The sequence below is a fragment of the Sphingobacterium kitahiroshimense genome, assembly GCF_025961315.1.
Taxonomy (GTDB): domain Bacteria; phylum Bacteroidota; class Bacteroidia; order Sphingobacteriales; family Sphingobacteriaceae; genus Sphingobacterium; species Sphingobacterium anhuiense.
This window is the reverse complement of sequence record NZ_JAOQNK010000001.1, coordinates 605,310-628,476: the sequence shown is the minus strand read 5'-3', so window position 1 is coordinate 628,476 and position 23,167 is coordinate 605,310. Positions and strand designations below refer to the sequence as shown.

At 37.7% G+C, this 23,167-nt stretch carries 21 protein-coding genes; 16 read left to right on the top strand and 5 right to left on the bottom strand.

What is annotated here, in order from left to right; translation table 11 throughout:
* The first annotated feature begins 16 nt into the window (after window positions 1–16).
* From M2265_RS02755 to M2265_RS02740, 4 genes are all read left to right on the top strand, one after another.
* Window positions 17–565, top strand: a complete 549-nt coding sequence (locus M2265_RS02755; RefSeq protein ID WP_031289291.1) for a DNA-3-methyladenine glycosylase I — start codon at window positions 17–19, stop codon at window positions 563–565.
* Between the two features lie 4 nt (window positions 566–569).
* Window positions 570–920: a hypothetical protein gene (locus M2265_RS02750; protein ID WP_021191739.1), complete on the top strand. Its 351-nt coding sequence runs from the start codon at window positions 570–572 to the stop codon at window positions 918–920.
* A 2-nt stretch (window positions 921–922) separates the two neighbouring features.
* Window positions 923–1,243 (top strand): MazG-like protein, encoded by a 321-nt coding sequence (locus M2265_RS02745; protein WP_021191740.1) that lies wholly within the window; start codon window positions 923–925, stop codon window positions 1,241–1,243.
* Between the two features lie 631 nt (window positions 1,244–1,874).
* Window positions 1,875–5,114 carry a response regulator gene (locus tag M2265_RS02740; protein WP_132768000.1) on the top strand — a complete coding sequence of 1,080 codons (3,240 nt, stop codon included), beginning with the start codon at window positions 1,875–1,877 and terminating at the stop codon, window positions 5,112–5,114.
* Between the two features lie 244 nt (window positions 5,115–5,358).
* On the opposite strand, the gene M2265_RS02735 is transcribed toward M2265_RS02740, so the two are convergent.
* Entirely contained in the window at window positions 5,359–6,279 is a 921-nt protein-coding gene (locus tag M2265_RS02735; RefSeq protein ID WP_243655368.1) for a hypothetical protein, read from the bottom strand.
* A 730-nt stretch (window positions 6,280–7,009) separates the two neighbouring features.
* Here M2265_RS02735 and M2265_RS02730 point away from each other — a divergent pair.
* The 6 genes from M2265_RS02730 (at window position 7,010) to M2265_RS02705 (ending at window position 15,126) form a co-directional block, all read left to right on the top strand.
* Entirely contained in the window at window positions 7,010–7,261 is a 252-nt protein-coding gene (locus M2265_RS02730) for a hypothetical protein (RefSeq protein ID WP_132768003.1), read from the top strand.
* Window positions 7,262–7,293: 32 nt separating this feature from the next.
* Window positions 7,294–9,993: a DNA ligase D gene (ligD, locus tag M2265_RS02725; protein WP_132768005.1), complete on the top strand. Its 2,700-nt coding sequence runs from the start codon at window positions 7,294–7,296 to the stop codon at window positions 9,991–9,993.
* Between the two features lie 74 nt (window positions 9,994–10,067).
* Window positions 10,068–11,597 carry an FAD-dependent oxidoreductase gene (locus M2265_RS02720; RefSeq protein ID WP_132768007.1) on the top strand — a complete coding sequence of 510 codons (1,530 nt, stop codon included), beginning with the start codon at window positions 10,068–10,070 and terminating at the stop codon, window positions 11,595–11,597.
* Between the two features lie 269 nt (window positions 11,598–11,866).
* Window positions 11,867–12,355: a ferritin-like domain-containing protein gene (locus M2265_RS02715; protein WP_132768009.1), complete on the top strand. Its 489-nt coding sequence runs from the start codon at window positions 11,867–11,869 to the stop codon at window positions 12,353–12,355.
* A 10-nt stretch (window positions 12,356–12,365) separates the two neighbouring features.
* Window positions 12,366–12,917, top strand: coding sequence for a ferritin-like domain-containing protein (locus tag M2265_RS02710; RefSeq protein ID WP_132768011.1), 552 nt, complete (start codon window positions 12,366–12,368; stop codon window positions 12,915–12,917).
* A gap of 19 nt (window positions 12,918–12,936) precedes the next feature.
* Window positions 12,937–15,126 carry a catalase gene (locus tag M2265_RS02705; protein ID WP_132768013.1) on the top strand — a complete coding sequence of 730 codons (2,190 nt, stop codon included), beginning with the start codon at window positions 12,937–12,939 and terminating at the stop codon, window positions 15,124–15,126.
* Between the two features lie 68 nt (window positions 15,127–15,194).
* Here the strand turns inward: M2265_RS02705 and M2265_RS02700 are convergent, their stop codons facing one another.
* The gene (locus M2265_RS02700; protein ID WP_132768014.1) at window positions 15,195–15,668 is read right to left on the bottom strand and encodes an ankyrin repeat domain-containing protein; all 474 of its coding nucleotides are present in this window, start codon (window positions 15,666–15,668) and stop codon (window positions 15,195–15,197) included.
* 451 nt (window positions 15,669–16,119) lie between these two features.
* Between M2265_RS02700 and M2265_RS02695 the strand changes: the two genes are divergently transcribed.
* The 3 genes from M2265_RS02695 to M2265_RS02685 all read left to right on the top strand — a co-directional run bounded on the left by M2265_RS02695 (window position 16,120) and on the right by M2265_RS02685 (window position 18,679).
* Window positions 16,120–16,284: a hypothetical protein gene (locus M2265_RS02695; RefSeq protein WP_165905827.1), complete on the top strand. Its 165-nt coding sequence runs from the start codon at window positions 16,120–16,122 to the stop codon at window positions 16,282–16,284.
* 139 nt (window positions 16,285–16,423) lie between these two features.
* Window positions 16,424–18,043 (top strand): fimbrillin family protein, encoded by a 1,620-nt coding sequence (locus M2265_RS02690; protein WP_132768016.1) that lies wholly within the window; start codon window positions 16,424–16,426, stop codon window positions 18,041–18,043.
* A gap of 168 nt (window positions 18,044–18,211) precedes the next feature.
* Entirely contained in the window at window positions 18,212–18,679 is a 468-nt protein-coding gene (locus M2265_RS02685) for a PA2169 family four-helix-bundle protein (RefSeq protein WP_132768018.1), read from the top strand.
* Between the two features lie 247 nt (window positions 18,680–18,926).
* Here M2265_RS02685 and M2265_RS02680 read toward each other — a convergent pair whose 3' ends face one another.
* Window positions 18,927–19,157: a hypothetical protein gene (locus tag M2265_RS02680; protein WP_132768020.1), complete on the bottom strand. Its 231-nt coding sequence runs from the start codon at window positions 19,155–19,157 to the stop codon at window positions 18,927–18,929.
* A 410-nt stretch (window positions 19,158–19,567) separates the two neighbouring features.
* Between M2265_RS02680 and M2265_RS02675 the strand changes: the two genes are divergently transcribed.
* Window positions 19,568–20,425, top strand: coding sequence for a bestrophin family protein (locus M2265_RS02675; RefSeq protein ID WP_243655369.1), 858 nt, complete (start codon window positions 19,568–19,570; stop codon window positions 20,423–20,425).
* 168 nt (window positions 20,426–20,593) lie between these two features.
* Here the strand turns inward: M2265_RS02675 and M2265_RS02670 are convergent, their stop codons facing one another.
* Window positions 20,594–21,070 carry a PA2169 family four-helix-bundle protein gene (locus tag M2265_RS02670; RefSeq protein WP_021191750.1) on the bottom strand — a complete coding sequence of 159 codons (477 nt, stop codon included), beginning with the start codon at window positions 21,068–21,070 and terminating at the stop codon, window positions 20,594–20,596.
* A gap of 111 nt (window positions 21,071–21,181) precedes the next feature.
* On the bottom strand, window positions 21,182–21,691 hold the full coding sequence (locus tag M2265_RS02665) for a DinB family protein (RefSeq protein ID WP_132768021.1): 510 nt from the start codon (window positions 21,689–21,691) through the stop codon (window positions 21,182–21,184).
* A 253-nt stretch (window positions 21,692–21,944) separates the two neighbouring features.
* Between M2265_RS02665 and xth the strand changes: the two genes are divergently transcribed.
* On the top strand, window positions 21,945–22,721 hold the full coding sequence (gene xth / locus M2265_RS02660) for an exodeoxyribonuclease III (protein ID WP_317126523.1): 777 nt from the start codon (window positions 21,945–21,947) through the stop codon (window positions 22,719–22,721).
* A 1-nt stretch (window position 22,722) separates the two neighbouring features.
* The gene (locus tag M2265_RS02655) at window positions 22,723–23,157 is read left to right on the top strand and encodes a tetratricopeptide repeat protein (RefSeq protein ID WP_132768023.1); all 435 of its coding nucleotides are present in this window, start codon (window positions 22,723–22,725) and stop codon (window positions 23,155–23,157) included.
* Window positions 23,158–23,167 lie beyond the last annotated feature (10 nt).

Here is a 23,167-nt window from a genome sequence, read left to right as displayed (position 1 = left end):
TTTTAAATATTACGTTATGAGTTATTGCGAGTATATTTCAACGATGATAGAGCCTCGACGAAGTCTTCATCAAAAGTATCATGATCATTATTACGGTTTTCCTATACATGATGACAATGAGCTTTTCGGGCGTTTGATTATGGAAATTAATCAAGCAGGGCTGAGCTGGGAAACGATCTTAAAAAAAGAGGACAATTTTCGTAAGGCGTATGATAATTTTGATTTAAAAAAAGTAGCATCCTATTCAGAAAAAGAACAGCAACGCCTTTTAAACGATCCAGGAATTATCCGCAATAAATTGAAGGTGAATGCTGCTATTGAGAATGCAAAAACTATTGTAATACTGCAACAGGAATATGGCAGTTTTGAAAAATGGCTAGAACTCCATTATTTAAATACTAAAGAAGAATGGGTAAAACTTTTTAAGAAAACATTCCGTTTTACTGGCGGTGAAATTGTAAATGAGTTTTTAATGAGCATCGGTTATTTACATGGTGCACATACTGAAACATGTCCAATTTATAAGAAAATCTTAACAATTACACCTGTATGGGTTAAAAAATAAACAAATGGATATAAAACAGTTTATTACTGCATGGATTGCTGCGAGCAATTCATTCAATACTGAAAAATATCTCTCATTTTATTTACCTGAAGCGATCTTAGATGATGTGTCTTTAGGAATAAAATTTGAGAAATATGATGGTATTAAGGTATATTTTGATAAATACTTTATTGGGTATAATACGCAGATAGAAGAAATGAATTTAATGGAAATGGGACAAGAGCATGTATATCTGGAGGTACGATTTACAGGTGATTTTCCAGAAGGCAAAATCGGGGGATCATTTGATATCAAATTTAAAAATGGTAAAATACTGTTTGTGAAGGCAGATTTGTTGCAATATAAAAATATATAATCATGGAGAAAGATAATTTTGACGAAATCATTCGTCGCTCAATAGAAATCAGGAAAAAGTACCACGAGCTGGAGATGATGCATCATGGAAGCGAATGGACTTGGGAAGAAGATGCTTTAGCTTACTTAACCGACGCTGGACTGATCGGTCGGAACATTATGTCGCAACAGAAACGCTGGCCCAAAATTGGTTCGGAACCTGAACTGGAGCATAAACTTGGTGAAAATATTTGGTGGTTGATCGTATTAGCAGAAAGATCCGGTATCAATATAAAAGATGCTATTCAGAATTTTCTGACTAAAACAGAAACACTATTGAAATAAAGCTGTCTTTTAATTCGTGAATTAATGGTATGTCGCGCTGGGGTTACGTTTACTGGAGACAATGCTGGATATTAAATTTGAAAAGGAGATTCTGTCAGGAGTCTCCTTTTTGATATCATAACTAGCATTTTCATGATATCAGATTGTCGTCTTTGTTTCTAGTTATGTTGTTCGTATTTCGATTAAGGACGATAACTAAATAGCTTTAAATAACATGAATTTAAAAGAAGCGACGGTATGAGAAATATCCTTTCTTTTTTTACTCCTCTGACTCGGTATATGTTCATTAGTATTTATTAACAATGATTTACATACAGTGTAATATCATTGTACTATATATATGTATGCTAGCCTAAAAGGTAATCGAAAAAAAAAATTGGAAATACTACATAAATATTAGTATTTTAATTATCGTTATAATGTGGTTGAGTGCATAATATAAATTATTTTTAAATTAATATCTGCGTAGAATTCATTATCTTTAAAAGTCATTATAACATTTTTAAAAAATTGTCGTGCCTGCTACTTCTTTTGAAGAAAAAGCAGACTGTTAGACAGTTACTTATGACTTAATATGCAGTTATAAAAACCTGAAGTCTTAAAATTATTGATAATACTTGATATTGAAGTTATGAATAAGGGACCAGTAAAAACAAATGAGTCGGAGCGATTAGATGCACTATATAATTACGAAATATTAGATACACAGCCCGAAGAGGATTTTGACCGTATTACCAAGATCGCTTCGCTGGTGTGCGGTGTACCTATATCACTGATTTCCTTAATTGATGAGAACCGGCAATGGTTTAAATCCCGGGTTGGCCTTGATGTCGGAGAAACTTCCCGAAGCTTGGCATTCTGCCAGTATGCCATTAAAGATCGTAATTTTATGGAGGTTCCAGATGCTCAACAAGATGAACGATTCAAAAATAATGAGCTTGTTACCTCGGATCCCTACATCCGGTATTATTTAGGATTTCCTTTGGTTGATCCAGACGGTTTTGCTCTGGGAACGCTTTGTGTTATAGACACGGAGCCTAAAGACTTAAGTTCAGATCAAAAACAGGTGCTGTCGCTGCTTCGTGATGAGGTCGTGTCCCTGATTATCAATCGAAAAGAAAAAGAAAGATATAAAGAAAGCGAACGGGAATTAAAAGCATTTTTTGATAATTCCCAAAGTCTGATGTGTACGCATGATCTGGAAGGTAATCTGCTTAAAGTTAATAATGCGAGTGCATCTATCTTAGGTTATACTAGAGCTGAAATTGAAAAACTGTCTCTTTATGATATTATTCCTACTAAAGGACATAAAAATTTAGATGCATACCTCAACCAGCTTGTTAAAACCGGTACGGCAAAAGGAGAGATGCGCACTAAAACAAAGTCGGGTGAATTACGTATCTGGTTATTCAATAACATTCTGCAACCGAATGGTGATAAAAAACCGTATGTCATCGGTAATGCTGTTGATATCACAGAACAGCATTTTCTTGAGAAAGATTTAAAAAATACTCAGGCGATGTTAACGCGGACAGGAAGAGTGGCCCGAATAGGTGGGTGGGAGTATAATCTGCTTGAAAAGCATCTGACCTGGTCTGATATAACAAAGGAAATTCATGGTGTTCCACCTAATTATCAACCTGATATCGCTCAAGGATTAGATTTTTATAAGGAGGGTGACAGTCGAACAAAAATAAGCCAAGCTATTGATGAGGCTATTACTAAGGGGATTTCATGGGACCTGGAGATGGAGATCGTCACGTTTACAGGTGAAGAACTGTGGGTACGGGCACTTGGAAATGCGGAGTTTGATAATGGTCAATGTATTCGTTTATATGGTACTTTTCAAGATATTGACAAACGTAAGCGTATTGAAGCTGAATCTTTAAAATCTAAAAAGTTACTGGAGGATGTTCTGCAAGCGACATCTGCTGTAGGTATTATTGCGACAGATAACCACGGATTGATCACCCTGTTTAATAAAGGTGCAGAAAATCTTCTTGGTTACAGCAGTGTGGAGATTATCGGCAAATTTACACCTTCACTTTTCCATTTACAGGATGAGATTCGGATACGTGAGAATGAACTGACTATGGAATTGGGACATCCAATAGCAGGATTTCGCGTTTTTGTTGAAAAACCTGAGCTCTATGGTGCCGAGCAGAGAGAGTGGACTTACGTAAGAAAAGATGGACAATTATTATATGTTTCGCTTGCGGTTACTGCCATTCATGATGTTGAAGAAAATATTATCGGTTATCTGGGTATAGCGACCGATATCAGCAAGATTATACATCAACGTGAAGAATTGGAAAAAGCAAAAGTTCTTGCTGAACAGGGTAGTATTGCGAAATCTGAATTTTTAGCAAATATGAGCCATGAGATCAGGACACCTCTCAATGGAATTATCGGTTTTACAGACTTGATGACCAGAACCACGCTCGATGATACCCAACGAGAATACCTGTCAATTGTAGATCAGTCCGCTACTTTACTGTTGAGTATCATTAATGATATTCTCGATTTTTCAAAAATTGAAGCCGGGAAGCTGGAGCTGGATATTGATAAATGTGATCTTTATGAATTGCTGACGCAAGTGTGCAATTTTTTAAATTTTCAAGCGCAGGGAAAGAATCTGGAATTTTACCTTAATATCTCGACAAATGTTCCGCAATATATCTGGGTGGATTCCCTTCGAGTTAAGCAGGTATTGATGAATCTACTGAGCAATGCTAAGAAATTTACGGAGAAAGGTGAAATTGAGCTACGTGTCGATTTCTTATGTAGGCAGGATGATCTGACCAGCTTGCGCTTCAGTGTCCGGGATACGGGCATTGGTATAAAAGCAGAAAAACAGGAGAAAATATTCGATGCCTTTTCTCAAGAAGATGCCTCGACCACAAAACGATACGGTGGTACGGGCCTGGGACTAACTATTTCTAATAAACTGCTGAAGATGATGGGTAGCGGGCTAAAGCTTGAAAGCACATATCTTGTTGGGAGCCGTTTTTATTTTGATCTCAGTGTGCGCTATGATGATGGTGAAGTACGTGAATGGCTAAATCTGCAAACTATTCGAGAGGTATTGATCGTGATCAATGGTGCTGCTAGCAGAACGCTTTTAGCACAGATGTTAAAATTGCAGCATATTAAAGTTTCCGAAGCGGCGAATGGTTTTGAAGCGTTGCAATTGTTAATGAAAGGAAATCAGTACGATGTTATTATTATTGACAATGACCTGCCAATAATGAACGGTATGGAAACCATCAAAAAGATGAAAGAAAAATTATTTAGTATCGACAATAATCACGCTGTGATACCGATCTTTGATTCTAGCGAGGGAAGTATGAGCAGCATCTGCGCATCCTTAGGTATCCGGCATTGGCTTGAAAATCCGGTAAAACTTGATGATCTGTATACTGTTCTTTCAAATATAGAAGCTCAGGAGACTGAAAAAGACATTATTCCCGTTTCTCAGGATTCACGCAATGGAGAAGGCCTTAAAATTCTTATTGTTGAAGATAATGAATTTAACATACGTCTTGCAACTATCTTGATCCGGAACATCATACCGGAAATCGAAGTTCTGGAAGCTAAAGATGGAAGACAGGGGCTTGCAATCTTTAAGGAAATGCATCCTGATCTGGTTCTGATGGATATTCAGATGCCTGCTATGAACGGCTATGAAGTAACTGAAGTAATCCGTAAGGAAGAAGTAGGAGCTAGAACACCTATTATTGCTTTAACAGCTGGAAATGTACTAGGAGAAAAAGAAAAATGTCTATCGGCAGGAATGGATGATTTTGTTGTTAAACCTATAATTGAACAGACATTACGTGCCGTATTGACCAAATGGCTTCATTGGGAATAGTTCGTTAGAACCGATTAATTTGTTAAAATTTAAAAGTAAGGATAAAAAATAATAGCATCTGGTGATCTTATGGTATCATGACGGGATGATCGGATATAAAACTTTTTTAGGTCTTGATCATAGTTGCGCCAGTGGCTTTCTTTCAGAAAATACCCGGTTTTTTTTGGCCGGATATTTTTTGTAAAAAAGTTTTCACGAAAAAGCTGTGTCGCTATTTTGGAAACTATTTGTTAACCGTAATTTTTTATTTCAGCCTTGTTAATGCTTTGGAATTTTTCAATAAAAAAACATATTGAAAATAATCTGTTGTAACAGTGCCTTTTTGAGGTACAATATTTTCTCCAAAAACTCTCGATTTTATACTGATTAGGTGTTGCGATTTTAGAAAGGGTGAGTTCTCTGAATTTAACTTAAATAGAGTAATTGAATTTGGTTTACTCAATTCTTTTAAATCATTGATTCCCTTTACAAGTTGTAATGGACCATCTGCATTACTCCAATCCACTCGTTCATTTTCTGGCGTGGGAAATTGCGGAATTTTAGGAAGGTACATTTCGCTGTCTAAGGTATAGCTAACAAAACTCGTGGTTTTTATACCCGATTTTTTTAGCTCAGAAGCGAATGTTTGTTTTCCATTTTCAGTTGTGTTTTGCAATACATGGAAATAACCAAAAAGACCATAGAATTTTTCATTTTTAAGTTTTAAATTTTTGATTGAATTCTTAAAATTATTGGCCATTGCCGAATCTCTAGCCACTTTTGAATGGTCATCAAAATCTTTGTCAACTCCTATTACTGTAATTCTTGATGAGTCGGTTAGTTGTTGATTATAATCATAAATAGCATTCCATTTTTCCAAAAGCTCCTGACTTGATTGTTGCGGAATTCTTTTACGGATTGCCAATACAACGTCCTTTAAGGTTTCTTGATTTTTGATACTATCTGTCAGGAAATTATTCAGTTTTGTAGCTGTTATGCTATCCATTTCTGCAATGTAATATTTAACACCCACTTTTTTATTTAAGAAAAAAAGCAGCTCCCTGTCCAATGTCTGATTGTCAGCGTAGCCATGAATTTCTCCCAAAAGGAAAACCTTTGATTGATAAAAATCATCATCAAATAATTTGTCATTAATTGAATTTGTGATTTCCGTACTATTTTTCATCAGATAGCTTATATTATCCTCATTTTTAGATTCTAAAAATAATTTATTGCTGATAAAAAAATATAAGATAAACAGTAAGCAAATACTTAAAATAGTGATCGATGTGAACTTAAGGACTTTTAAAAATTTCTTCATTGTGTATTTTGTTGATTTTTTGATTCAAAAGTATTGTCAATGAAACGAATACTTAAAATTAATTACTGATTGTTATTTTTGAACAGTCTTTAAATGTGATCTTGGCTAGAGTTACCACCAAAGGTCTTGGTATTTACGTTTGTATCGAAACTATTTGTACAGGAAAAACTACTGATAAAAATCGCATTTAGTAATAATCTTCTCATTTTTTTTAAGGCCATTTTTTGGTTAATGTTGTACCCACACAAATATCTGAAAGTTTTACTAAACAGACAAATCAATCATTTATCTATATTTCAATAACTTATAAAGTTATACGTTTGTATTGGTAAGTGGTTTGTCATCTGTGCAACATAAATTTGTGCAGTATTGAGCCACGTAATGTGGACGAGATGTATGGAGCAGAATGAGCTAGATTTAACTGCAGTAGGAGGTATATCTTATGTTGTGGTTGCTTCTTCGGATCAGACTTTCGTACAGTGGTTTATGCCCGTTATGGCGATAAAATACCCGATTTCATGATCATTAGAACTATACGCGTAATAGGTGTGTTCTTAGATCAATATGGAACCTGGTACTTATTTATAATTACGGTATGTCATTAAAAGAGCCAATTTTAAAAATTTTAGTAAAACAGTATGCCCCATTAACATTGATGGAGCAGAAATTCGGACGGTACGATCTGATGTTTAAAACGGATGATGAAGGGAGGCCAATTATGCTTTTTATAGGGAAGAAGAATTCTAACGGAAATATTATCGGAGACCGATATGCCAGAAGACTAAAAATCGACGATGAGGGCAATACCGTCAAAGATCATTGGGAACATAAAGGTAAGGCTACTTAGTGGTTTCTTTTTCAACGTATAACTCATGAATTATGACTTTAGATAAATATCGTGAAAAACGATCTCAAAAGAATACGCCAGAACCTTTTGGCGGTAAGTCTTCTGGTAAAGAATTAAGATTTGTGGTACAAAAGCATGCTGCTTCCCATCTGCATTATGATTTCCGCCTAGAAATGGATGGTGTTCTTAAGAGTTGGGCTGTACCAAAGGGGCCATCGCTCGATGCTGATATTAAACGACTGGCCATGATGGTCGAGGATCATCCTTTAGATTACCGGAATTTTGAAGGCGTGATTCCCAAGGGACAATACGGTGGTGGAACAGTCATTGTTTGGGATGAAGGAACTTATGAACCTGCTGATTCTGTAGGTGGCGATGTCAAAAAACAGGAAAAAGAGCTTTTAAAACAGCTAAAAGCCGGTAAACTTAAATTTAAGCTTAACGGCAACAAATTGAAAGGCGAATTTGCCTTGGTCAAGGCGTATGGCAAGGCTGAAAATAGCTGGTTGCTGATGAAGCTGGACGATAAATATGCGAGTGATAAAGATATCACCCTAAAGGATAAATCTGTTATTTCTAAAAAGAGCATCGCACAGATGGAAAAGTCCCCGGATCGTGTTTATGGACAAAAAACAACCCAGAAAAGTAGTTCCAAAGATAAGCCTGCTGGCAAGAAAAAAGCTTCCGCAAGTATCGAAGAAAAACTTTCGACTTCGGATGAAACTGAGGGTGATGATATCGACCTAGCGATGCTTCTAAAAAAAACGCCTAAAAAAGATTTCTATGAGCATGTCGAGCCTATGCTGGCCACACTGACTGATCAACCTTTTGATGACGATGAGTGGCTTTATGAAGTGAAATGGGACGGTTACAGAGCTGTTTCTTTTTTAAATGGCAATAAAACAACTGAAATTAAATCTCGTAATGATAAGAGTTTTAACGAGAAATTTTACCCCATCTATGAAGAGCTAAAAGCGATGAAGCTGGAAGCTATTTTGGATGGTGAAATTGTTGTTGTGGGTGAGAACGGGCATGCCAATTTCGGTGCACTGCAGAACTGGCGTAGTGAGGCGGATGGAGATTTACTCTATTATGTATTCGATATTTTATGGTATAAAGGAAAGGACCTGACCAAATTAACTTTAACTGATCGCAAAGCAATACTTCATGAAATTTTATCAACGAGCGAAACCATTAAGTTGAGTACGCCATTTTATACTTCAGGGATCAAGTTTTTAGAAACTGCAAGAGAAATGGGGCTGGAAGGGATTATGGCAAAACGTAAAGATAGTGCTTACCATGTACATGCTCGAACAAAGGACTGGTTAAAAATTAAAGCAAATAAGCGGCAGGAAGTTGTTATTGGAGGCTTTACAAAAAACGATGGTTCAAGTAAAGTATTCAGCAGCATTCTAGTGGGCGTATATGAAGGGAAAAAACTGGTTTACACCGGTAAGGTGGGGACTGGTTTCAGTGACAAGCTGCAAAAAGAGATGCTGGAAAAGTTTAATCAAGTAACTGCTGATAAATCTCCATTCAGTACAGAACCTGATGTCAATAAAGCCTCTAGATTCCGACCTGACCCGCCACATGCAAATGTCACCTGGCTAAAACCAAAACTAATCTGTGAGGTTAGTTTTACCGAAATGACGACAGATGGCGTGATGCGTCATCCTTCATTTATAGGATTGCGGGAGGATAAAGATCCAAAAAGTATTGTTCTGGAAAAAGAGGAATCTACCAAGAAGATTGTAAATGATTCAAAGAAAAATATTATTGTTGCCCAAGGTAAGATGAAACGAAAAACTTTATTAAATCCGACAGAAAAAACGCAGGTCAAAAAGGTCAATAAACAAGATCTGAAGTTTACGAATCTGGATAAGATTTTTTGGCCAGATGAGAAAATTACCAAGCGCGATCTCATCAATTACTATTACCAGATCGCGCCTTATATATTGCCCTATCTCAAAGATCGGCCTCAGAGCATGAACCGCTTCCCTGATGGTATAAAAGGAGAAGGTTTCTATTTTAAGAATGTGGCAGACAGCGCACCCGAATGGGCTGAAACTTACCTATATAAAAGTGAGACAGATCAAAAGGACAAACTGTACCTTGTCGGGAAAGATGAAGCGACCTTACTGTATATGGCCAACCTGGGCTGTATTGAAATGAATCCCTGGAATAGCACCGTTAAAAAACCAGACAATCCGACGTTCTGCATTATTGATCTTGATCCTGACCAAAATTCATTTAATCAGGTTATTGAGACTGCCCAAGTTACCAAGCAATTGCTGGATGATATGGGTGTGCCAAGCTATTGTAAGACTAGTGGATCTACGGGTCTTCACATCTATATTCCCTTGAATAATAAGTATACCTACGAACAATCCAAAGAATTTGCACGCGTTGTCGTAACCTTGATCAATCGGGAACTTCCAAATTTTACGAGTCTAGAACGTACAGTAAAAAATAGGAAAGGACGGATGTACCTGGATTTTCTACAGAACAGACCGCATGCAACTATTGCCTCGGTATACTCAGTAAGACCTAAGCCAGGAGCGACTGTTTCGATGCCTTTATATTGGGAAGAGGTAAAAAAAGGTCTTAAGATGAGTGATTTTACCATATTTAATGCGATTGAAAGACTGGAAAGTGTAGGTGACATTTTTAAACCTGTACTTGGTAAAGGAATCGATCTCAAAAAAGTAATTGATAAATACTCAGCAGAATAGGTAAATAGCACCGGTAGTTACTGTTTTTCACCAGTAAAATAATCGGTTATCATGTACATTAAAAGAAAGAATCCATGAAAAGAGACGGATCTAATTTAAGCTATTGGCAAGATACAAGTCAATTGAATGATCATAAAGACACAGTAGCACAACACGATTATGATGTAGTCATTATCGGTGCGGGTATAACCGGAATTACTACGGGGTTAATGCTGCAAAATGCGGGTAAAAACTGTTTAATCTTAGAAGCTAAAACCATAGGATTCGGAACAACTTCGGGTACTTCGGCACACCTGAACACTGTTCTTGATACGCCTTACTATGATCTGATTTCCAACTTTGGTAAAGAAAATGCCACCTTAGCAGCCAGTGCGGCAAAAGAAGCCTTGACAATAATTTCCAATCACGTGCAACAGTTTAACATTTCATGTGACCTGGAGCATTGCAATGGCTATATGTATGCTACTAATGAAGATGAAGAGAAAGAATTAAAAAAAATATATGACGCCATTCTGGAGGTAGGTTTACAGGCGACCTATGTCACTGATATTCCTGGACCGATGGATATGACAAAAGCCATAAAGTTTGAGAAGCAGGGACGTTTCCATCCTTTGGAATATCTGAAAGTGCTTTTATCCCAATACGAAAATGCTGGTGGCGTAATTCAAGAAGGGGCAGCAGTCAATGAAGTCAAAGAAGAGAATAATAGACAAAAAATAACTGTTGGCGACGATCATCATTACTATGCAGATGCTGTGGTTTATGCTACCCATACGCCGCCGGGGATTCATCTCTTAACGTTTAAACTTGCTCCTTATCGAAGTTATGTCATGGGATTTCAGCTGGAAGATGAGCATCAATATCCCGATGATCTCATTTACGATATGCAGGAACCTTTTCATTATTTTAGGAAAGCTACTTATCAAGACCAAACGATCTTATTGGTTGGCGGACAAGACCATAAAACCGGTCAACATCCTAATCCCGAATTCAATTTTGTAAAATTGGAAGCATTTGTAAGAAAGCATTATGCTGTAAGGGCTGTGCTGTATAAATGGTCTTCTCAGTATTACGAAAGCACGGATGGGCTTCCTTACATTGGTTATTTTCCTGGAAAGAAATCAAAACAGCAGTTTGTAGCAACTGGATATAGTGGTAATGGAATGATTTTCGGAACATTATCCGGTAAAATTATTGCAGATCTTATTATAAATGGTACCAGTGAATATGAACAACTGTTTTCGCCGGGGAGGGTTAAGCCCATTGCTGGGTTTTCGAATTTTATTTCGGAAAACTTTGATGTTGCTAAACATCTGATCATCGATCGCCTTGCCGTTGATAAAATTGATGGCTTAGCTGATCTTGCTAAGGGAGAAGGGAAAATTATCGATTATGATAAACACACTTTAGGCGTATATAAAGATGATGAGGGAACATTATTTGCCTTAGATCCCGTATGTAAGCATGCTGGCTGCATTGTGCAATGGAATAACACCGAAAAAAGCTGGGATTGCCCTTGCCATGGAGCTCGCTACGCACCAAATGGGGAGTTACTTACGGGGCCTGCTACGGAGGGCCTATCTACACATAACCTAAAGAAGTAGGTGGTAAGATTAAAAATGAAGCACTGCATGGTTAATAATAAAAAACAAATTTGGCTCGTAACAAGAATGCTATGACCTTTATTTGTTTACTAAAATAAGCTACATGGTTGTGCAAGCTTTTTAACAGTTTTATTTGACTAAATCTATGTTCCGTACTGGTGATTAATACGTAACTCTTGTGTAAATACCCGAATTAGAAACTGTATTGAACTATCGATTCTAAGGTATGTTCTTTTCCTATAACTGTTAAATCAACTAAAAAAAACATTATGGAAAATAATTTAAACAATCCAGACGTCATCCTAAACAATCCAGACATCGTCAACGACTTAATTAAAATTAATAATGACCGTATAGCGGGTTATAAAACTGCCTTGGATCTTGCGCATGGTTTAGGTCTTGATACGCTTCGTCATATGTTTGCAAATAATATTTTGCAATCTGAACGCTTTATTGATGAACTCACACCCTATGTGCTTCAAGAAGGAGAGCAACCAACAGAGGAAACCATGTTAAGTGGTAAACTTTTCAGAATGTGGATGAGTGTGAAAGGAAATATTGTCGGAAACGATAGAAAGAGCTTGCTTGAAAGTTGCGAAAAAGGAGAGGATGCTTTTAAAAAGACGTATAAAAAAACGCTCGAAGAGCATGTCAACGATTTATCAATGGAGGTCTGTAATATCCTGTTAGATCAATCGAGTAAGCAATCTGAAGCACACAACGAAATTAAAAGTTTACGCGATAATGCCTCCAAATAAATAAAATGTTATGAAAAACGAAACTGGAACTATCCCGAAATTTAAAACTAAATCATCCATTACTGCAGAGCCGGCATTGCTTGAGCTCTTTATGGATGGAATCATGGATCTGTATTGGGCAGAAAACCATTTAGCCAAAACGTTGCCAAAAATGATTAAAGCAGCTACTTCTCCAGCTTTAGTTGAAGCCATTACTAATCATTTGAAAGAAACTGAAGGGCATGTAACACGTCTGGAGCAAATATTTCAGCTGATGGGCAAAGTACCAATTGCTAAAAAATGTGATGCAATGGAAGGTTTAGCTAAGGAGGGCGAGGGGATTATTGAGAGTACAGAGCCCGAATCTGCAACGCGCGATGTTGGTATCATACTGGCCTCTCAAAAAGTTGAACATTACGAAATTGCTAGTTATGGTGGTTTATTGCAACTGGCCATTACCTTGGGATTAGCAGATGTTGCCACTTTACTTGAAGAAACTCTTGAAGAAGAGAAGGCTGCAGATAGTTTGTTAACAGAAGTTGCTGAAGATGATGTTAACTATACTGCAGCGGAAGAATCATAAATTATTTAAATCTATGGTGATGAAAAAAAATGATATTCAAGACCAGTCTGCGGTTTCAGCAGAAAATGATAAGATTAAATCTCTAGCTCCTCATACAGTAGATGCAACAGGAAAAATGATGACTACCGATCATGGCTTAGCCATTAATGATGATCAGAATTCGCTTCGCGCCGGAGATCGTGGTGCTACGCTGCTTGAAGATTTTATTTTAAGAGAAAAGCTCACGCATTTCGATCATGAACGTATCCCTGAGCGTGTTGTTCATGCCCGGGGCTCTGGCGCTCACGGCGTATTTAAATTATATGAACCGTTGGAAAGTGTCACCAAAGCTGGGTTTTTAAATGACACTGAAATTGAAACTCCTGTATTTGTTCGTTTCTCAACAGTAGCTGGCTCTAAAGGATCTACCGATCTGGCGAGAGACGTGCGCGGATTTGCGGTTAAATTCTATACGCAAGAAGGAAATTTCGATCTTGTCGGCAACAATATGCCTGTATTTTTTATCCAGGATGCGATGAAATTTCCAGACCTTGTACATGCTGTCAAACCTGAGCCAGATAATGAAATTCCGCAAGCGGCATCAGCGCATGATACATTTTGGGACTTTATTTCAGTAATGCCCGAATCTACCCACATGATTATGTGGTTGATGAGCGATAGGGCTATACCGCGCAGTTATCGGATGATGGAAGGTTTTGGTGTGCATACTTTCCGTTTTATCAATGCTAAAGGTGAAGCAAATTTTGTTAAATTCCACTGGAAGCCTTTATTGGGTGTACATGCTGTAGCCTGGGATGAAGCGCAGAATATCTCCGGCAAAGATCCTGATTTCCATAGAAGGGATCTCTGGGAAGCAATTGAAAGTGGTGCGTTTCCAGAATGGGAATTAGGGGTACAGATTGTGGCAGAAAAAGATGAATTTAAGTTTGGCATTGACCTCTTAGATCCGACCAAGATTATTCCCGAAGAACAGGTTCCGGTACAACGGATCGGAAAGATGACCTTGAATCGCAATCCTGATAATTTCTTTGCTGAAACGGAGCAGGTGGCATTCCATGTCGGAAATGTAGTGCCGGGTATTGATTTTACAAACGATCCTTTGTTACAAGGTCGCTTGTTTTCTTATACCGATACGCAATTGATCCGGTTAGGTGGACCAAATTTTCATGAGATCCCAATCAATCGCCCCATTGTTCCTGTTTATAATAACCAAAGGGACGGTTTTATGCGTCAAACGATTAACCGAGGTAAGGTCAGCTACGGACCAAATTCATTGGGTAATAACGATCCGCAGCAGGTGAAAGAAGCCGATGGTGGCTTTACTTCTTATGAGGAACGCATCGATGCCAGAAAAGTAAGAAATAGAAGCAAAAGCTTTCTTGATCATTTTAGTCAAGCGAGGTTGTTTTTTTACAGCCAATCGGAGCCCGAAAAAAACCATATGATCGATGCTTTCAGTTTTGAACTCGGTAAGGTTAAAACGGTAGCTGTTCGTGAAAGAATGGTCGGCATCCTGTCACTGGTTGATAAGGGATTGGCCGCCGCCGTCGCTTTCCAATTAGGTCTTAAAGTGCCTGAAGTGTTGGAAAAACCTGTTAACCGTAGTATACCGGCAGATGGAAATTCGGACGACTATAAGCCGATACAGGTGGATGGTGAAGTAAAAAAGTCACTGGCATTAAGCATGGTAAATACGGTGAAGGATAATATCAAGAGCAGAAAGATTGCTTTCCTTGTCGCTGATGGGGTAGACACGGAATCACTATTTTCGGTCAAAGAAAGAATTGTTGCTGCCGGAGGTGTTGTTCATATTATAGCTCCTAAACAAGGGGTGGTCGTTGCTTCCGATGATACTCCTGTACCGGTCGATGAAAGCTTTTTGACCGCGGCATCGGTATTATATGATGCTGTCTATGTACCTGGTGGAACCAATAGTGTGGCTACACTGGAAGCTGAAGCAAATGCCGTTCACTTTTTAAATGAAGCATTTAAGCATTGTAAAGCCATTGCAGCTGATGAACAGGCTCTACAGGTACTCGAGGCGACTTATTTCTTTAAGAAAATACCGGAAGATTTTTCTGAGGAATCTGTTTTGGCAGAAGGCGTGGTTGTGCGTGAGAATGGGGAGGCTATTGCTCCATTATTTATTAAAGCGATAGGACAGCACCGTTTTTGGAACCGCGAAAAAGCAAGATTGGTACCCGCATAATGCGGTTAGAATTATTGTCATAAAAATACCCGGTCATGCCGGGTATTTTTATAATAACAAATGAGCTTTTAATTTTGTAATATCTCTAATGCTGCATCATTACCTTGTTGAGCAGCTAGATCCGCAACTGATAGGCCTCTAGTATCGAGAATACTTTTATTAGCACCTCGCTCTAATAAAAGCTGTAGCACCTCGTTTCTTCCAAACATAGCTGCAAACATGAGCGCAGTTCCTCCATTTCCATGTTGTAGATCGAGATTTGCTCCATGATTGATCAGTAGTTCGGCAATATTCTTATAACCTTTAAATGCCACGCCCATCAGTGCACTATTTCCGCCGTTATCCTGTGCATTAACATGTGCGCCTGCGTTTAATAATAATTGCGCGGCTTCATATTGGTTATTATAACAGGCAATGATAAGTGGCGTATAACCTTTATCATCTCTACTGTTAAGATCTACTTTCTGACGAATCAGTTCTTCTAGTACTTCTATGTTGCCTACCCGTGCGGCATGAATAATAATGTGCGCATCATGTATCATATAATTTTTATTTAAGTCTGTCCTTTTATTTAAGTTTAACGTCCTGCTTCCTACAGAAATTTAGTGCCATCATCCCAAAATCCTTTATTTTCTCTTCGCAAGCTATTACTGATAGCTTACAATGAAAAAGGCTAGCCTAACATACTTATGTATAGTGGATTCCTGATTAACAAGAAGTACAAAATTTCTCCATATCAATAACAAACTATATCTGTTTTAGTTGCCATAAAAATTAAATAACGGTATTTCATACGAAAAGCACAGATTATTAAAATAATCAAAGGAGGTGCGTAAAGCAATGATCACTTTATATATTTTAGGAGTTGGGATCTGATGAAGGGATTTATACGTGTTTAAATAAATATTGTAAAAACTTTCAAAAATAAAGTAAATTTAAAATTTTAAATAAACCATTATAAGTAACTATTTAACAATTCACTAATTGAATCACATGAAAAAACGAAAAAACAATGTTTATGTTGTACCAACTATACAGGTATTACAAGTAGAGTTGGAGCAGGGGATAGCCGCGGGATCTCTATTAAACGCACCTGAAGAGCCTATTATTAATAATTGGGAATCAGAAATCGGAGGCACTCAAAATCAAGATTTATAATTGCACCAGGTTATAAAACGTGACGCACGGATTTCTAAATAATGAGGGGACATTGTGTATATGTTTTGTTTTTAATAGCAAAACATACAGTAATATAATATAAATCTTATGTTCCTCAAAACAAAACCATTTCCAAATTATGAAAAAAACGACCCATTACCTCTTGATTTTTTTAGGTATAAGTATCTTTGCCTCATGTTCAAAAGAAGGTAATAACGAAGCTCCTGTCACAGTAAACGAAACCATGCTGGTGGTTACTGTAACCGGTATTAAGGAGGTCCAAAGTTCCACAGGTCTAGGACAGAAAAATAAAGCCAAATTAACGGCGAAGACCCAAGTTTCTAAAATAATACAGCATAACGCATTTGATGTACAGGTGAGCATGCGTGATGAAATACTACAACGACAATTCGTAAAACAAAAAGGAGTTTCAAATAAAGCAACATTGACAGGTCCTCAAGCGGATGTTCCTGCTAGCGGAATAACTTATCGGCTCTACCTCTTCAAAAAGGATGATGGTGGCTTTGTCAGCTCCGCGGCTCTTCGTTTTGGAACTCCTGGACAACTCCAGGTGTCCCGAGGTACAAGCTACACCTGGCATGCGCTGTCCTATAATAATACAGAGGAAATTCCAAATATAACAGGAGAAAACAGTATTGTTACGCTCCCTGAGAATAAAGATGTGCTGTACGCTTCGGGAGAATTTACGGTACCAGATACCGAGAATGCCCAAATTGCACTACCAATTACATTTAGTCATAAATTTGCACGACTGGCCGTGGAAATTAATGCTATGGGATTATTTGCTGATATGACAGCCTTGACAGCGGGAGTAAAAATAGGCGCCGGTTCTGCTGGAACAATTAATAACGGAGCGCTGGATATAAAAACCGGGATCCTTGTGCCACGCGATATCAACCACAACTTGTCAACTCTCCAAACCAGAGACTTTATTGATATTGAAAGCGGTTTTCAGGATAGAAAATTAGCTTACTTTTACGTTCCAGTGATGCAGGGTAATGAAGATCTTAAGGTTGATGTGCAAATTAATGGTTTAAGTATACGTTTGGATAATGGCACAATACGTAATTTCGATGAGAATCTCCTTGCTACTCCTTTTACTTTCCAACAAGAAATTGCCCTGATTGAAGAGGGTAAGAGCTATTATTGCCTATTCAATATTTTAGAATCACCAATAACAAAAAATGGCTTACGCTGGGCAAGGCAAAACCTTTACGTACATGAAAATGCGCATAACCCATACCGATTTTTGCATACTCATCAATCTACTGCAGTGAAATCAAGCTGGAAGCCTCAGGAACTGATTGATCAAGGTGATCCATGTTTAAATGTTTATCCCCAAGGTACATGGAAAATGCCCTCACAGGAGGAAGTAAAAAGTTCCATAACACCTATTGGGTATATTAATAATTTTCCTTTTCTGAATGATTCACAAAGTGGTTTAAATTATTATGAATTTGCTGCCAGCGGTACGGCTTCCCCTTATCCTGATAATACTCTGCGATTTAATATTACACCTTACAGACCGCTACCAGAGAAGAATTCCAATTATTGGACTTTACCATTTCCGTATATTGGTGATGGAGGTGATTTAGAAACGTACATTATCATGTTAAATGGTGATCGACTCAATTCAAGATCAATTACGATTTCAAGATTTACACAAGGTGGTGGTATAACATATCACAACATTAACTATCCAGCAGGATTTCCAATTCGTTGTGTAAGAGTGTCGTAATTGATCAATCGGAAGAGGTGTTTTAATTTTCTATCGGCGTAATTATTTTTGAAATCGTGGTATATACGGAATTTTTGTGTTAATACTTGAAAATCAAAGTAACGGTGAACTCCTGTTACGATGGGTTGTTTTTCTTGTATAAATATTTATAAAGTAACTCAATGTATTATGGAAAATCATTTGAACAACCCAGAAATTATCAATGACCTGATTAAAATTAATAATGATCGGGTGGAAGGTTATAAAACAGCATTAGATCTTTCGCATACACTAAGTTTAGATAGCTTACAGCAATTATTTGCAAAGTATGTCTTGCAATCGCAACATTTTATTGAAGAGCTGAAACCTTTTGTGGTTTTGGAAGGTGAACAACCGACCGATGCCACTATGCTGAGCGGTAAACTGTTCAGAATGTGGATGAGCGTAAAAGTAACGATTGCAGGTAATGACAGAAAAAGTTTATTGGAAAGTTGTGAAAAGGGAGAGGATGCGTTTAAGGACACGTACAAAAAAATTCTTCAAGAGGATAATGATCAATTATCTATCGAGGTGAAAAATATACTTTTAAAGCAGTTGGATAAACAGCTGGAAGCACATGATGCCATTAAAATGCTACGTGATGAAGTAACATTGTAAAAGTTTTAACTAATTTATAAATATGAATGTTATCATTTAAAATATAAGGTCCTGTCGAAGTAGGTATTTAATCGGTAATTTTATTTTATATACTGGTATTACAATCTTTGTTTTGTTAACGTATATTTTTATTCTTAATTTTATAATACGGTTCATCACCGTGTTCATTAAAGTGGTTAATAGGATAAAAGGCTGTAGTATTTTCATACGCAGCCTTTTATTATTTTTAATATTTGAAACCGCCTACTTATTTTTTAGAATCGATTGGCATGTGGTCCATGGCCCCTAACTTCGCAATACCATCGTCTTCTTGAATTTTTGCAAAATGCTCTTTGGCTAATTTCAGCCCGATCGCAATAGCAGTATCTTCAGGAACACCTTCCTGTAGCAATGTATCGGCCATTTCAATGGCTCTAATACGGATATGAGTAGGCAAATTTTTATAAGTTGGCGGATAGTCATCATTGTACCAAGGCATAGTCCTCCTTTTTTTTATGAGATTTTACTAAAATATCGTTGTTATCTAGGTCTATAACAATTAACCATATAGGAAAGTTGATTTTATTTTAATTAAATAGTAGAAGTAAGTGTTGTAGAATCTCTTCGAAAAATCAAATCAGTGTGCTGTTGAATTGTTTAGGACTGCTTAACTTACGTAAATTATGTTGGGTTGATGCGAGATTTTAAATAATGGTACCAAGAGTGAACCATCAAAATACTGATTTAGTATGAAAACACTCTTTTTTGAAATATTAATGATATTCTTTGAAATACTTGTACACAGATCGCTACAAAATTCAAAACAAAATAGCCTTGGCGGAAACAGATATAAATAAAGTTTGTTAAGCTATTATGATCTTAAACTCTTCTAAAATTCCCTTTCGTTATATGTTTAACAAAGTTAAAAGGGAAGTGGCTTTGGTGGCCATTATCGGCTTAATTTTTAATGGATTGACTTATATTTTACACGATAAGCTTCCGAATATGCCCTTGGGGGTTCCTGCATTTTTAGGTACCGCCATATCGGTTTTATTGTCTTTTAAAATGAGCCAGTCGTACGAAAGATGGTGGGAAGCACGCAAAGTATGGGGCGCTATTGTTAATGACTCCCGGTCGCTTGTCATCCAGATGCAGAGCTATCTCGCTCCTGAATATGCAGGGGTGATAAAGGATATTGCTTATAAGCAGATTGCCTGGTGCTATGCATTAGGGGATTCACTTCGCGACCTCAACCCGTTAGCAAGACCATTGGAGTTGACGCAGGATGAACTTGATCTATTGCAACAGCATCGCAATGTGCCCTTGGCAATTACCCAGTTGCAGGCGCTTGCTATCAAGGATCTGTCCGAAAAGCAGGCAATTCCTGATTTTTTCCGTGTTCAGTTGGATCAAACCTTAGTCAGGCTGGTGGATGCGATGGGTCGGGCTGAACGGATCAATAATACCGTATTTCCGGTTACTTACCGCCTTTTTCTTCACGGAGCGATCTATCTCTTTCTGATTACCTTATCGATAGCTATACAGGATGTCAGCCCGATTTTCGAAATTCCGCTATTGGTGCTGATCGCAGCATTGTTCTTCCTGGCAGATAAGACGGCCTATAATCTACAGGATCCTTTTCGCAATCGGCAAAGTGATGTGCCCGTAACCGCGATAGCACGTAATATTGAAATCAATATCAAACAATTGCTTGGAGAAGAACATATTCCTGAGCCCTTGAAGCCAAAGACATTTTTTATACTGTAGTGGTGGGAATAGGAGTTCGAAGATCAGGATAGCAGTTCCTAGGATACGGAGCTAGGAAGATCAATTCACGTATTGAAAAAATAGCTATAAAAGCAAGCATCGGTTGGTGCTTGCTTTTTTTTGTGCATGGCCACCTTTCCAAATCATCTTAAAGAATCAATGCCGTAATTACGGACAATCCGCTAAATTTTTGTCCCGCAGGCTTTTAATATGATCATGAGCCTGAAGCTGCAGTATCGCCTGATGCCGAATGAGATGTTCTGCTTCTAATGTCAGCACTTCTTTTTCTTCTAAAGTGTGATGATACACACGCTTGTAGATGTCTTCTCTTTTTTCGCAGTCATTTAAGATGCTCTGGATCGTATTCTCAACAAAACTATTCTTCAGATCCAGCCACATGTTGCGTAATTTGCTCGATATAGTTGTGCTTAGCTGTGGAAATTCGCTTGCCTCATAAACGAAGGGTTTGAGGTCTGTAATAAATTGTTCAGACTGATCCCGGTATTGCCTAAGGTACTTATCAATATCGTTGTGCGTATCTTTTGGTAACAGTTCAATATATTTGGTATAACCCGCAATTCGGTCATTATTGGCCTCTACTAAATTATTTAACAGATAGGCCTGTTCCTGCAATAAATTTTCCATCGTATATGCTCTTCATGTTTATTTAATAAACAATCTAAAAGAATGTTAGTTCATTATTTAAACTTATGGTGAATGTTAAAGGGTAAAACATGCCATGAAGCTGAAAGATGATTATGCCATCTGATTGATTTCGCGCATTTTTAAGAATTTAATCGTTATGCCCATCTGTCCGAGATGGTATAGATCATGATGGATAAGTCCTGTTACTAAATATTGGTAATCGTGTGGAAATGCAGGATCTGCATAAGGGTAGGGTGTCGATAGAAATACATCGTCTTTGCCTTCCAGAAAGTAGATGATGCTTTGTTGTGTGCCGTGAAATTCCAGAAGCATATTTTTCCATTCTTTTTTGGCAAGTTCTGTATTGGTTCGCCAATTTGCGGTATCGGTCATTTCAAGTCCACGGGGATTTCCTTGGAGACGGCTGAGGACTTCCTTTCGCCATTCTATCAAATGCGACATCAATTCGGCGATGCTGTGCATGTCCGGAAGCGGACGCTCGAACGCTGTCATTTCATTTACTTCAGCAAGCTTCTTTTCGAAATTTTCATCGATCCATAGATCAGCACTTTCGATATCTCGCAATTGCTGCATCATATTAGTTATCAGTACTTTTTCCATGATTTTCGTTTTAAGTGGTGAAATACTAACTGTTATTACCCTACCTGCATCGGATCTCGACCCTCTAGCAAATATCAGTATTCATCTTATGTAGGCTCCTTTTAAAGCCTTGATATTAAAGAGTACACTAGATAGTCCACTTTTGTTCTCTAACCGGGATAATAATGTTTTTATTTCAATACCGTTGTCGGTCAAACTTTGGTGAGCGGTGTTTGTTTTAATGTGAAGTGATCATAATGATATATGCTAAGTCATGATTAAAATAGCAACCTATAATATCAATGGTATTAATGGCCGTCTACCTGTATTGCTTCGATGGTTAAAGGAGGAATCTCCTGATGTCGTTTGTCTGCAGGAATTAAAGGCTCCACAGGAGCGTTTTCCTATACAGGCTATTACCGACGCTGGTTACAAGGCAGTATGGCATGGTGAAAAAAGCTGGAACGGTGTTGCAGTGCTTTCTAAATACGATATCACAGAAGTCTCACGCGTATTGCCTGGAGATAAAGACGATACCCATAGCCGGTACCTAGAGGTTATTGTCAATCAGCTCGTGATCTGCTGCTTGTACCTGCCTAATGGGAATCCCTATCCAGGACCAAAGTTCGACTATAAAATCAACTGGATAAAACGGCTAACCAAGCGAACTAAGGCCTTGTTAGCAATGGAGATTCCCGTCATCCTTATTGGAGATTTTAATATCATTCCGACGGAGATGGATACATACAAACCGGAAAAATACACCGATAATGCTTTGTTCAGAATTGAAGTTAGGAAGGCATTTGAGCATCTTGTAGCTCAAGGATGGCTGGATACTATACGGAAATTATTTCCGGATCAGAAGGTATATACCTTCTGGGACTATTTGCGGCATGCATACAGCCGGAATGCCGGTCTCCGTTTGGATCATATTTTACTTAGTCCCTTATTGGAAGACAGACTTTTAGAAAGCGGAATCGACAGGCATGTAAGAAGCTGGGAGAAAACAAGCGACCATGCACCGGTCTGGATATGTTTAAAAGAGCAATAGTATGAAAGCTATTCGTATTTCTCTTAATGAGCTCATGAAAATAGGTAAACAGCAAGAAATAGATGGTGATTCTAATGGCGCTATAAAAAGCTATAGGGCAATAATTGGAAAAGATCCATTACATGTGCAGGCATATAATAGACTCATGATTGTATACCATCGCCAAAAAAAATATAAGATGGAAATCGCAATTATAAAAAAGGCACTTCAAGCTTATGAGAAGGATGTGCAGCAGGATCTTTTAGCTTGGAAAAGTGAAAATAGTACATCTGCAGCTCTTAGTCACAATTTAGCTAAAGCATTGGGTCTAGTTGATGACAATGGTTTTCCTATTTTCGAAGAACCGCAGATAATGCGCTGGCGTAAACGTTTAGCGAACTTGGAGCGGAAAATAAAACTAGAAAATGATCCTCGTAAAAAAAAGAAAGTTCGCTAAAAGAATTAAC